The 12,756-nt window shown below is 67.9% G+C and carries 10 protein-coding genes; 6 read left to right on the top strand and 4 right to left on the bottom strand.

Features of this window, described 5'->3' with window-relative positions:
- Positions 1–40: 40 nt before the first annotated feature.
- Positions 41–1,111: a TrkA family potassium uptake protein gene (locus tag Q0W90_RS05580; protein WP_297597058.1), complete on the top strand. Its 1,071-nt coding sequence runs from the start codon at positions 41–43 to the stop codon at positions 1,109–1,111.
- Positions 1,111–2,043: an NAD(+) diphosphatase gene (nudC, locus tag Q0W90_RS05575; RefSeq protein ID WP_297597060.1), complete on the top strand. Its 933-nt coding sequence runs from the start codon at positions 1,111–1,113 to the stop codon at positions 2,041–2,043. The genes Q0W90_RS05580 and nudC overlap by 1 nt, the downstream gene beginning before the upstream one ends.
- A gap of 21 nt (positions 2,044–2,064) precedes the next feature.
- Here the strand turns inward: nudC and mrx1 are convergent, their stop codons facing one another.
- A complete protein-coding gene (gene mrx1 / locus Q0W90_RS05570; RefSeq protein ID WP_297597062.1) occupies positions 2,065–2,319 on the bottom strand; it encodes a mycoredoxin Mrx1 in 255 nt (84 codons plus the stop codon).
- A 180-nt stretch (positions 2,320–2,499) separates the two neighbouring features.
- Here mrx1 and Q0W90_RS05565 point away from each other — a divergent pair, with 180 nt between their 5' ends.
- Both Q0W90_RS05565 and Q0W90_RS05560 read left to right on the top strand, forming a co-directional pair.
- On the top strand, positions 2,500–4,611 hold the full coding sequence (locus Q0W90_RS05565) for an ATP-dependent DNA helicase UvrD2 (RefSeq protein ID WP_297597089.1): 2,112 nt from the start codon (positions 2,500–2,502) through the stop codon (positions 4,609–4,611).
- A gap of 428 nt (positions 4,612–5,039) precedes the next feature.
- Entirely contained in the window at positions 5,040–5,306 is a 267-nt protein-coding gene (locus Q0W90_RS05560; RefSeq protein ID WP_297773531.1) for a WhiB family transcriptional regulator, read from the top strand.
- A 99-nt stretch (positions 5,307–5,405) separates the two neighbouring features.
- Here the strand turns inward: Q0W90_RS05560 and Q0W90_RS05555 are convergent, their stop codons facing one another.
- The 3 genes from Q0W90_RS05555 to Q0W90_RS05545 form a co-directional block, all read right to left on the bottom strand.
- Entirely contained in the window at positions 5,406–6,749 is a 1,344-nt protein-coding gene (locus Q0W90_RS05555) for an AarF/UbiB family protein (protein WP_297597068.1), read from the bottom strand.
- An 89-nt stretch (positions 6,750–6,838) separates the two neighbouring features.
- Entirely contained in the window at positions 6,839–7,654 is an 816-nt protein-coding gene (locus tag Q0W90_RS05550; protein WP_297597091.1) for a cyclodehydratase, read from the bottom strand.
- Positions 7,655–7,741: 87 nt separating this feature from the next.
- Positions 7,742–9,145, bottom strand: coding sequence for a zinc-dependent metalloprotease (locus tag Q0W90_RS05545; RefSeq protein WP_297597070.1), 1,404 nt, complete (start codon positions 9,143–9,145; stop codon positions 7,742–7,744).
- A gap of 106 nt (positions 9,146–9,251) precedes the next feature.
- On the opposite strand from Q0W90_RS05545, the gene Q0W90_RS05540 reads away from it, so the two are divergent.
- Positions 9,252–10,274 carry a PDZ domain-containing protein gene (locus Q0W90_RS05540; protein ID WP_297597072.1) on the top strand — a complete coding sequence of 341 codons (1,023 nt, stop codon included), beginning with the start codon at positions 9,252–9,254 and terminating at the stop codon, positions 10,272–10,274.
- 74 nt (positions 10,275–10,348) lie between these two features.
- A partial coding sequence (locus Q0W90_RS05535; RefSeq protein WP_297773528.1) for a UPF0182 family protein occupies positions 10,349–12,756 on the top strand: 2,408 nt, incomplete at its 3' end.

Here is a 12,756-nt window from a genome sequence, read left to right as displayed (position 1 = left end):
CGTGTCTCGTGCGCAGAAGTCAAGCCGACGACGGGCCGCCGTGGGCAACGGTAGGTCGCGAAAGCTGAGCGGTCTGGATGAAGCGCTGACCGCCCAGCGCGGTCATCAGCTGATCCGCGTGGTGCGCATCCCCGAAGAGCACGCGAGCCCCATCCGCGTCATCACCCGTCGCCTGGCCATCGCCCTGGTGGTGCTGTTCGGTGCGGCCGTCATCGTCTACGTGGACCGCGCCGGCTTCCGCGACGTGCGCAACGAGCCGCTGACATTTTTGGACTGCGTGTATTTCTCCGCGGTTTCGCTGTCGACCACCGGTTACGGCGACATCACGCCGTACACCGAAACCGCGCGCCTGGTGCACACCCTGATCTTCACCGCGCTGCGGATCGCGTTCCTGGCCGTGCTGGTGGGCACCACGCTGGAAGTGCTTTCCGAGCGGTCTCGCCAAGGGTGGAAGATTCAGCGTTGGAGGAGCAGAGTGCGCAACCACACCATCGTGATCGGCTACGGCACCAAGGGCAAAACGGCGGTCGCCGCGATCCTCGGTGACGAAACCACGCAGTCGGAGGTCGTCGTCGTCGACACGGATCGCAGCACGCTCGAGCACGCCGAGAGCGCGGGCCTGGTCACCGTGCACGGCGACGCCACCAAAGCCGACGTGCTGCGGCTGGCCGGGGCCCAACACGCCGCGTCCATCATCATCGCTGCCAGCCGCGACGACACCGCGGTGCTGGCGACGCTGACGGCGCGCGAGATCGCGCCCAACGCCAAGATCGTCGCCTCGATCCGGGAGACCGAAAATCAGCACCTGCTGCAGCAGTCGGGGGCGGACTCGGTGGTGGTCTCCTCGGCGACCGCCGGCCGGCTCCTGGGGCTTGCCACCACGACGCCCAGCGTCGTGGAGATGATCGAGGACCTGCTGACGCCGGACGCGGGCCTGGCGATCGCCGAGCGGGAAGTCGAGCAGAGCGAAGTCGGCGGTTCGCCCCGGCATTTGCGCGACATCGTGCTCGGCGTGGTGCGCGACGGCCACCTGTGGCGCATCGATGCGCCGGAGGTGGACGCCGTCGAGGCCAGCGACCGGTTGCTCTACATCCGAAGCGTGGGGCACTGATGGCGATCGCAGACTTTGAGCTGCGCAGCGTCCCGTTGCTGTCGCGCGTCGGCGCCGACCGGGCCGATCAGCTGCGCACCGATGTCGAAGCGGCCGCCGCCGGCTGGGCCGAGGCGGCGCTGCTGCGGGTGGACTCACGCAATCAGGTGCTGGTGGCCGACGGCCGGGTGGTGCTGGGTGTGGCCGCGGAGCTGGGCGACAAGCCACCGTCGGAAGCGGTGTTTCTGGGGCGCCTCGAGGACGGTCGCCATGTGTGGGCCATCCGTGGCGCGCTGCAGGCCCCGGCGGACCCCGAAGTGCACACCGAGGTGGTGAACCTGCGTAGCCTCGGCCCGATCTTCGACGACGCCAGCGGCCAGCTGATGTCGTCGGCCGTCGCCCTGCTGAATTGGCATGAGAAGGCTCGTTTCAGCTCGGTGGACGGCTCACCGACACGACCGGCCCGGGCGGGCTGGTCCCGCATCAACCCGGTCACCGGTCACGAAGAGTTTCCGCGCATCGACCCGGCGGTGATCTGTCTGGTCCACGACGGAGGCGACCGCGCGGTGCTGGCCCGCCAGACGGTGTGGCCGGAGCGGATGTTCTCGCTTCTGGCCGGATTCGTCGAGGCCGGTGAATCTTTCGAGGCGTGTGTGGCTCGGGAGATCCGCGAGGAGATCGGGCTGACCGTGCGCGACGTGCGCTATCTGGGCAGTCAGCCGTGGCCGTTCCCGCGCTCGCTGATGGTCGGATTCCATGCCGTCGGCGACCCGGCGCAGGGGTTCTCGTTCAACGACGGCGAGATCGCCGAGGCGGCGTGGTTCACCCGCGACGAGGTGCGTGCGGCCCTGGCGGCCGGGGACTGGTCGACTTCCGCGGAGTCGAAACTCCTACTGCCCGGGTCGATTTCGATCGCCCGCGTGATCATCGAATCCTGGGCCGGGATCGACTGACTCGCGCGCCGCGCCCCGGACTCAGTTGCCGGCTTCGGCCAGCTTCGCCTTCACCTGGGCGGCGCTCGGGTTAGTCAGCGTCGACCCGTCGGCGAACTTCACCGTGGGGACTGTCCTGTTGCCGCCGTTGACCGAGCTGACAAAGTCAGCGGCCGCCGCGTCGTGCTCGATGTCGACCGCCTCGTACGCAATTCCGTTGGACTTGAGCACGGTCATGAGCCGATGGCAGTAGCCACACCAGGAGGTGGTGTAGACGGTGAGCGGGGCAGAGGTCATAGCCCGATAACGTAGCCCGGCGACGATGCATTCCGCGCTGGGGGTACCGCCCAGCCGCGAAGCGGCGAGGGGGACGGGCGCCGACTCGCCGGGGCGACACGCCAGCACTTCCGGTTTGGGGCGTGGCGATGCATCAGGTTCGTCGGCGACTTGTCAGTATGGGAAGCCAAGATGGACGCCATGCCGACGGTCGCCGAACCACTGACAGCCGGGCTGGACGACGAGCAGCGCGAGGCAGTGCTGGCTCCGCGCGGCCCGGTCTGCGTGCTGGCGGGCGCCGGAACAGGCAAGACCCGCACCATCACTCACCGGATCGCCCAGCTGGTCGCCGGCGGGCATGTCGCGGCCGGTCAGGTGCTGGCGGTCACGTTCACCCAGCGGGCGGCGGGGGAGATGCGCTCCAGGTTGCGGACGATCGACGCCGCGGCGGGCGCGGGGCCGGCCGTCGGCGCGGTCTCGGCCCTCACGTTTCACGCGGCGGCCCACCGGCAGCTGCGGTACTTCTGGCCGCGGGTGGTCGGCGACACCGGTTGGCAGCTGTTGGACAGCAAATTCGCCGTCGTGGCCCGCGCGGCCGGCCGGATCCGGCTCAATGCCAGCACCGACGACGTGCGCGACCTGGCCGGCGAGATCGAGTGGGCCAAAGCGTCGCTGATCGGTCCGGAGGAATACCCGGCCGCGGTGGCCGCCGCCGGGCGGGACATCCCGCTGGAAGCCGCCCAGATCGCCGGCGTCTACGCCGCCTACGAGGCCCTGAAGGCCCGCGGCGAACACGTCACCCTGCTCGATTTCGACGATCTGCTGCTGCACACCGCGGCCGCGATCGAGAACGACCCGGCGGTGGCCGAAGAGTTCCGGGACCGCTACCGCTGTTTCGTGGTCGACGAATACCAGGACGTCACGCCGTTGCAGCAGCGGGTGCTGACGGCCTGGTTGGGCGACCGCGACGACCTGACGGTGGTGGGCGATGCCAACCAGACCATCTACTCGTTCACCGGGGCATCGCCGCGGTTCCTGCTCGACTTCTCCCGCCGCTTCCCCGACGCCACGGTCGTGCGCCTGGAGCGTGATTACCGTTCCACCCCCCAGGTGGTGTCGCTGGCCAACCAGGTGATCGCCGCGGCGCGCGGCCGGGTCGCCGGCAGCAAGCTGCACCTGGTGGGCCAGCGCGCACCGGGCCCCGCGCCCACGTTCCACGAGCATGCCGACGAACCCGCCGAGGCCGCCGCCGTCGTCGCGTCGATCGCGCGGCTGATCGAAGCCGGCACGCCGCCGTCGGAGATCGCGGTGCTGTACCGGGTCAACGCGCAGTCGGAGATCTACGAGGAGGCGTTGACCGAGGCGGGCATCGCCTACCAAATCCGCGGCGGCGAGGGATTTTTCAATCGCCAGGAGATCAAGCAGGCCCTGCTGGCGCTGCAGCGTGCCTCTGAACGGGCTACTGCGCGCGGTGCCGAAGGACCGCTGCCCGACGTCGTGCGCGCGGTGCTGGAACCGCTGGGGCTGACGGCCGAGGAGCCGGTCGGCACCCGCGCCCGCGAGCGTTGGGAGGCCTTGAGCGCACTGGCCGAACTGGTGGACGACGAGGTGGCGCAACGCCCGCAACTGGAATTCCCGGGACTGCTGGCCGAGCTTCGGATGCGCGCCGATGCCCGGCACCCCCCGGTGGTGCAAGGCGTCGCGCTGGCGTCGCTGCACGCCGCCAAGGGACTCGAGTGGGACGCCGTTTTTTTGGTCGGCCTGGCCGATGGCACGCTGCCCATCTCGCACGCGCTGGCGCACGGCGCCGAGAGCGAAGCAGTCGAGGAGGAGCGCAGACTGCTTTACGTCGGAATCACCAGGGCCCGAACGCATTTGGCATTGAGCTGGGCGTTGGCCCGCAGCCCGGGTGGGCGCCAGGGTCGCAAACCATCGCGGTTCCTCAATGGCATCGCACCCCAGGCGCGGGCCGAGCCGGGGCCGAGCAAATCTCGGCGCAACCGGGGAACCCCGACCCGTTGCCGGATCTGCAACAACAACCTGACCACCCCTGCGGCCGTCATGCTGCGCCGCTGCGAGACGTGTGCGGCCGACATCGACGAGGACCTGTTACTGCGGCTCAAGGCTTGGCGGTTGGACGTCGCCAAGGAACAGAAGGTGCCCGCCTACGTCGTCTTCACCGACAACACGCTGATCGCCATCGCCGAGTTGCGGCCTGACGATGAAGCGGCGCTGATCGCGATTCCCGGAATCGGCGCGCGCAAGCTGGAACAGTACGGCGCCGACGTGCTGGAGCTGGTTCGCGCTCGTTGACCGGTTAAACCCGCAGGTCACAAAATCGGTTGTGGTCGGCGGCGGTGACCGTTTACCCTCGATACCGCGACTCGGCAGTACGGAAGCCGGCATGAGGGAAGGAGGGTGGTCGCGATGATCAACGACGCGTTCGGTGTGGGCGTGGCCCGCGCGACCCGCCCTGTGCCGTCCGCGGAAACGCCCCATGCCGCACACGCCGCCGTGTCGGCGGCCGCGCGTAAGCATCGCGCCGCCGCCGCGACCGACGCGTCCGCAGGAGTCGGGGGCCCACCGAAGGCAACGTAAGCGCTAGCCCCGGTTTTCACCCCAGACGGCCACGGACCCGAAGTCAAGGATCCGTGGCCATAGTTGTGGGGTCGGCAACCTTTCGACCTGGTCCGGATCACTGCCAAGGACAGCAACCCAGACCAGGAAGCAGGTGGTAGGACATGTCGGCACCGGCAATCCCCAGACCAGCCCCCAGACCGGCCCTGCCGTGTCATGTCGGCGATCCCGATCTCTGGTTCGCCGATACCCCGGCCGATCTCGAGCGTGCCAAGTCGCTGTGCATCGATTGCCCGGTGCGCCGCCAGTGCCTGGCGGCCGCGCTAGACAGGGCCGAGCCCTGGGGCGTGTGGGGTGGCGAAATCTTCGACCGCGGCTCAGTCCTGAGCTTCAAACGACCCCGCGGACGTCCCCGCAAGGCGGCCGCCTAGAGGGAGCGGCCGCCTAGGGCGCGAAACTGCAACTGCCGACACATTTCCCGAGTACGGGTGTCGGTAGTTGCACTCTCGTGAACGTGACGACCGGGCGAACTAGACGACCGCGTTGTCGGGTTCGGCGAACCCGGGCACCAGCTCTTCGGACAGGGCCTTGATCGGCACGTGGGCATCCAGCTGACACAGGATCGCGGCGACCGACATGATCACCCGCATCGGGATCACCAGCTTGGGCGGCAGGTCCATCTGCCGGGCCGTCCGGATCTGCGACACGGACCGATCGATCTCGATGGCGGACATCTTCTGCAGCCACTTGCGGGTGTAGTGGAAGACCTCGACCTCGACCGGTTCGACGTACTGGCGCAGCATGTCGTCGATGTCGCGCACCGACACCTGCTGGCCCTTCTGGATGAACCCGGCCTTTTCCATCGTCGGCAACAGCAGGTCGTAGTTCTTGTCGCGGGCCAGCCGGATGCTCATCCCGAGCTCGATCGGCAAGCCGCCGGGCAGTGGCGCGACGGCGCCGAAGTCGATCACGCCCATGCGGTCGTCGGGAAGCAGCATGAAGTTGCCCGGGTGCGCGTCGCCGTGCAGCATTTCCAAGCGGCGCGGCGCGTCGAAGGTGAGCTCGAGGAGCCGGGTGCCGGCCAGGTCACGCTGTTCGGTGGTGCCGTGGCGGATGATCTCGGCCAACGGGATGCCTTGCATCCACTCCTGAATCACCACTTTCGGTGCGCTGGCCACGATGCGCGGCACCGCGAAGTGCGGGTGGTCCTGATACGCCTTGGCGAAGGCGCGCTGGTTCTCGGCCTCCAGCCGATAGTCCAGTTCCATCTCGGTGCGCGAGATCAACTCGTCGACCACGCCTTGGATGTCGGCGCCCGGGGCGAGTTGTTTGAACACCCCGACCAACCGCTGCATGGTTTTGAGGTCGGCCCGCAGTGCCTCGTCGGCGCCGGGGTACTGGATCTTGACCGCCACCTCACGGCCGTCGGCCCACACCCCCTTGTGCACCTGGCCGATGCTGGCCGAGGCCACCGGGGTGTCGTCGAACGAAGTAAACCGCTCACGCCACTTGGTGCCCAGTTGGGCGTCGAGCACCCGGTGCACCTTGGCGGCGGGCAGCGGCGGGGCGTCCTTTTGCAGCTTGGTCAACGCTTCGCGGTACGGCTCGCCGAACTCCTCGGGAATCGCGGCCTCCAGCACCGACAGGGCCTGGCCCACCTTCATCGCGCCGCCCTTGAGCTCACCCAGGACGGTGAACAACTGGTGGGCTGCCTTTTCCAGAAGCTCGGCCTGGACCTCGTCCCTGGACTTACCGGTCAGCCGTTTACCGAATCCGAGCGCTGCCCGGCCGGCGAATCCGACCGGGATGCTGGCCAGCTTCGCGTTCCGCGCGGCCCGGCCTCGTTTGATGTCTGCCACGTACCCATCATCCATGATGGCCTGCGCGATGTGGAGAGAAGTCGACAACGCTCGTTGTCACATTCCGTCGGCGCAGGTCGGCGGGCGCGCCGGGCGCGTCCGCGTCAGCAGGCGCACAACGGGTGCTTGTCCCACTGCCTAGCGACGATCGCGCCGGCGTGCAGATCGAATTCCAGGGTCGCGTTCAGCGTCTGGGGCGCCTCCGGATCGGACGGCGCGTCCTGCCCGCGCACGGCCGCGATCACCCGGTTCACCTGAGAAAGCGCCAGCGCCGCGGTCGCCAGGACGGTGGCCCGGTCGGCGACTCCGACGGTTTCCCGCAGCTGCGCACAGATCGCCGGCCACGCCGCGTCGCGGTCCCTGCGATGCAGGTCCGCACATACCAGGCAGCTGGTCACGCCGGGAATCACCAGCGGACCCACCAGCCCGATGCCGTCACGCACCCGAACCAGCAGATGCGCGACGCCCTGCTCATGCAGATCGCGCACCATGCGCGGGTCGGCGACCAGGTAGTCCGACAACACCACCAGATCGACGTCGCCGGCCGACACCGCGGCGTGTGGCTGGCTGCTGTGCGCTATCCGCGCGCCCGAGCAGCGCAACGACTCCACCAGCAGCTCGGTGAGCGGCCCGCGCCCGTGGACGCGCACCGAGGGGGCCCGGCCGCGCGATCGCCCGCATTCGGTCGCCACCCCGGCGCCGACCAATTGCGCGATCAGGTCTCCCAGGCCGTCGGCATCGGTCAAGCCGCGGTCGAGCGCCCGGCGCTGCAGCTCGGGCAGCGGGGTCGGTGACCACAGGGACCGCAACAGCGTGGCCAGCTCGGCGGCGGGCAAGCCGCTCGGGGGGCGCACCAGCACCGCGCGGCGGGGATCCCAGCCGACCTGGACCGCGCCGTCGGGTCGCAGCAATACCGGCATCGCCGGATCCAGCGCATAGGTGGACTGCACGGCCTGGCGGGGCTGAGTCACCGCGCCACTGTGTCACGGCGAAGGCGATGGCCTCGCTCAGCTGTCCACAGGACCGCCGGCGGAACCGGGTCCCGCGGCGCCGGGACCGTCCGGGCCCTCGCGCTCGAGTTTGGCGATCGCCTCATCGATGCCGCTGGTGTCACCGCCGATGATCCGGTCGATGAAACCCGCCGGCTCGTCGAGGTCCTCGGCGCCGGGCAGCAGGTCGGGGTGTTGCCAGATGCCGTCGCGGGCGTCGACCCCGGCGGCCTGCGTCAGGCGCTCCCAGAACGCGGCGGCCTCACGCATCTTGCGCGGCCGCAGCTCGAGTCCCACCAGCGTCGCGAAGGTCTGCTCGGCCGGGCCGCCGCTGGCGCGGCGGCGGCGCAGCGTCTCGGCGAGTGCGGCCGCGCCCGGAATCCGGTCGCCCAGGGCGGCGGCCACCACCACCTGCACCCACCCTTCGATCAGGGCGAGCAGCGTCTCCAGCCGTTCCAGCGCCTGCGTCTGTGCCGGTGTGGCTTTGGGCTCGAATACGCCCTGTCCCAACAGGTTTTCGATCGCCGCCGGATCCGACAGCGACGCCGGATTGAAGTCGCGGGCCAGCTCCTCGATTCCGGACATGTCGATCTGCATGCCCATCGCGTAGGCCTCGACCGCGCCCAGCAGCTGGCTCGACAGCCAGGGGACGTGGCTGAACAGCCGGTGGTGGGCGGCCTCGCGCGCGGCCAGGAAGGTCAGGATCTCGCTGCGCGGCCGCTCGAGTCCGGTGGTGAACGATTCGACGGCGTCGGGCATGATCGCCGCAATTCCCTTGGGCCCCAACGGTAAACCGATGTCGGTCGAGGTCAGCACCTCGCGTGATAACCGGCCCAGCGCCTGCCCGAGCTGCGAGCCGAACGCCATGCCGCCCATCTGCGACATCATCTGCAGCAGCGGGCCGGCCATGCTCTTGGCCTCTTCGGGTAGCGACGCCGCCCACACCGTCGAGATCTGTTGGGCCATCGGGTCACACAGCCGCTTCCACGTCTCCAACGTGTTGTCGACCCAGTCGGCGGGGGTCCAACCCACCGCCTTGGTGGTGCCCGCGGGCAGCGCCGTCGCTCCGTCCAGCCAGGTTTCGGCCAGATGTACCGCGTCGGCGATCGCCGAGGTCGTCGTGGCCGGGACCGGCGCCACGAACCCGATCGAATTCGATGCGACTCGCCGCGCCAATTCGTAATTGACCGGGCCCGAACTCGTTCCGCCGGCGCCGACAGTGCCCGCGCTGCTGAACATCTGACCCAGCTGGGTGAAGATCTGCCCCAAGTCGCCCATGCCGAAGTCACCGCTCATGCCGAACGCGGCGAACGGGTCGGACGGGTTCGAGCCCGAATCGGGATCTTTTTTCCCGTGTTTGTCCGGGTCCTCCCCATGAGAGAAGCCGAACGGCAGGTCAGCCATAACCCCAACGGTACTCACCGTGGGATCGGAAAGGCGCGCGACGCCGCGTCAGCTTGTAGCTGAACCTCGTGGCCGAACCTTGCAGCTGAATATCGGGCCGCGAGCCCCGTCTAGTGTATTCGGCGTGAACAGGCGCATCCTGACCTTGATGGTCGCGCTGGTGCCGATCGTGGTCTTCGGCGTGTTGCTGGCGGTGGTGACGGTGCCGTTCGTGTCACTGGGTCCGGGTCCCACCTTCGACACGCTCGGCGAGGTCGACGGCAAGCAGGTGGTGGCGATCCAGGGCACGCTGACGCATCCCACCACCGGCCACTTGAACATGACGACGGTGTCCCAGCGCGACGATCTGACGCTGGGTGAGGCGCTGACGCTCTGGCTTTCGGACCAGGAGCAGCTGGTGCCGCGCGATCTCATCTACCCGCCCGGCAAGTCGCGCGACGAGGTCGACAAGGCCAACAACGCGGACTTCAGACAATCCGAGGACAGCGCCGAGTACGCCGCCCTGGGGTACCTGAAGTACCCGCCGGCCGTCACGGTGGCGAAGGTCCCCGGGCCCGGTCCCTCGGCGGGCAAGCTGAAGGCCGGCGACGCGATCGACGCGGTCAACGGCACCCCGGTCGCCACCGTCGGCGCGTTCACCGGGCTGCTGAAGAACACCAAACCCGGCCAAACCGTGACGATCGACTACCGCCGCAAGAACGAGCCCGCCGGCGTCGCGCAGATCACGCTGGGCGCCAACAAGGACCGTGACTACGGCTATCTTGGCGTCGCGGTGCTCGACGCGCCGTGGGCGCCTTTCGTGGTGGACTTCAACCTCGCCAATGTGGGCGGGCCCTCGGCCGGCCTGATGTTCAGCCTGGCCGTGGTCGACAAGTTGACCACCGGGAGCCTGGCGGGGTCGAACTTCATCGCGGGAACCGGGACCATTTCCGCCGACGGCAAGGTCGGCCAGATCGGCGGCATCACCCACAAGATGGTCGCCGCGCACGCGGCCGGGGCCACGGTGTTCTTGGTGCCGGCGAAGAACTGTTACGAGGCCAGTTCGGACAATCCGTCCGGGCTGCGGTTGGTCAAGGTCGAGACGCTCGGCCAGGCGGTAGACGCGCTGCACGCGATGGCGTCCGGCGGTCAACCGCCGAGTTGCTAGACGAGCGTGGGATCGCCGGTTGCCGCAATGCGTAGAGTTGTCACCGTCTAGCAATCGATCAGGGAGCGTAGCCAGTGGGGATGCGGCCCACCGCAAGAATGCCGAAGCTGACCCGGCGTAGCCGAATTCTGATCCTGATCGCACTGGGTGTGATCGCTTTGCTGCTCGCGGGCCCGCGGCTGATCGACGCCTACGTCGACTGGCTGTGGTTCGGCGAGCTCGGCTACCGCTCGGTGTTTTCCACCGTGCTCGTCACCCGGTTCGTGGTCTTTCTGATCGCCGGCCTGCTGGTGGGTGGCATCGTGTTCGCCGGCCTTGCGGTGGCCTACCGCACCCGACCGGTGTTCGTGCCGAGCAACGACAACGATCCGGTGGCGCGATACCGCACCCTGGTCCTGTCCCGGCTGCGCCTGGTAAGCGTCGGCGTCCCGGTGGCGATCGGCTTGCTGGCCGGCATCATCGCGCAGAGCTATTGGGTGCGGATCCAACTGTTCTTGCACGGCGGAGACTTCGGCGTGAAGGACCCGCAGTTCGGCAAGGACCTCGGCTTCTACGCGTTCGAGTTGCCGTTCTACCGGCTGCTGCTCAGTTACGTGTTTGTGGCGGTGTTCCTGGCTTTCGTGGCCAACCTGTTGGCTCACTACATCTTTGGCGGCATTCGGCTATCCGGTCGCACCGGTGCGCTGAGCCGTTCGGCGCGGATCCAGCTGGTCACCCTGGTCGGGCTGTTGGTGTTGCTCAAGGCGGTCGCCTATTGGGTGGACCGCTACGAGCTGTTGTCGCACACCCGCGGTGGTAAGCCCTTCACCGGCGCCGGCTACACGGACATCAACGCCGTGCTGCCGGCGAAGCTGATCCTCATGGCGATCGCGCTCATCTGCGCGGCCGCGGTGTTCTCCGCGGTCGTCCTGCGGGACCTGAGGATTCCCGCGATCGGGTTGGTCCTGCTGCTGCTGTCGTCGTTGATCGTGGGTGCCGGATGGCCGTTGATCGTCGAGCAGATCAGCGTCAAACCCAATGCCGCGCAAAAGGAAAGCGAATACATCAGCCGCAGCATCGCCGCGACGCGGCAGGCCTACGGCCTGACCGCCGACGTGGTCACCTATCGCAACTACACCGGCGACGCGCAGGCCACCGCCCAGCAGGTCGCCGACGACCGCGCGACGACCTCCAACATCCGCCTGCTCGACCCGACCATCGTCAGCCCGGCGTTCACCCAGTTCCAGCAGGGCAAGAACTTCTACTACTTCCCCGACCAGCTCTCCATCGACCGATACCTGGACCGCAACGGGTCGTTGCGTGACTATGTCGTGGCGGCCCGCGAACTCAACCCCGACCGGCTGATCGACAACCAGCGTGACTGGATCAACCGGCACTCGGTCTACACCCACGGCAACGGGTTCATCGCGTCGCCGGCCAACACGGTGCGCGGAATCGCCAACGACCCCAACCAAAACGGCGGATATCCCGAATTTCTGGTCAACGTCGTCGGCGCCAACGGCAACGTGGTCTCCGATGGCCCGGCGCCGCTCGACCAGCCCCGTGTCTACTACGGCCCCGTCATCTCCAACACGTCGGCGGACTACGCGATCGTCGGACGCAACGGCACCGACCGCGAATACGACTACGAGACCAGCAACGAAACCAAGAACTACACCTACACCGGGCTCGGCGGCGTCGACCTCGGCGACTGGTTGTCGCGCAGCGTGTTCGCCGCCAAGTTCGCCGAGCGGAATTTCTTGTTTTCCAATGTGATCGGCTCGAACAGCAAGATCCTGTTCAACCGTGACCCGGCGCGGCGGGTGGAGGCGGTGGCGCCGTGGCTGACCACCGACAGTTCGGTGTATCCGGCGATCGTCAACAAGAGACTGGTGTGGATCATCGACGGCTACACCACGCTGGACAACTACCCCTATTCCGAACTCACCTCGCTGGAATCGGCGACCGCGGACTCCAACGAAGTGGCGTTCAACCGGCTGGCGCCCGACAAGCGGGTCTCCTACATCCGCAACTCGGTGAAGGCGACCGTGGACGCCTACGACGGCACCGTCAGCCTGTATCAGCAAGACGAACAGGATCCGGTGCTCAAGGCGTGGATGCGGGTGTTCCCGGGCACCGTCAAGCCCAAGAGCGACATCAGCCCCGAGCTGGCCGAACACCTGCGCTATCCCGAGGACCTGTTCAAGGTGCAACGGATGCTGCTGGCGAAGTATCACGTCAACGATCCGGTGACGTTTTTCTCCACGTCGGATTTCTGGGACGTGCCGCTTGATCCGAACCCGACGGCCAGCAGCTATCAGCCGCCCTATTACATCGTCGCGAAAAACATTGCGAAGAACGATAATTCGTCGTCCTATCAGCTGACGAGCGCGATGAACAGGTTCAAGCGCGACTATCTGGCCGCCTACATCAGCGCGAGCTCCGACCCGGCGACGTACGGCCGGATCACCGTGCTGACCATCCCGGGTCAGGTCAACGGGCC

The organism is Mycobacterium sp. (assembly GCF_025933915.1).
Lineage (GTDB): Bacteria > Actinomycetota > Actinomycetes > Mycobacteriales > Mycobacteriaceae > Mycobacterium.
This window is presented reverse-complemented; position numbering and strand designations above follow the sequence as displayed.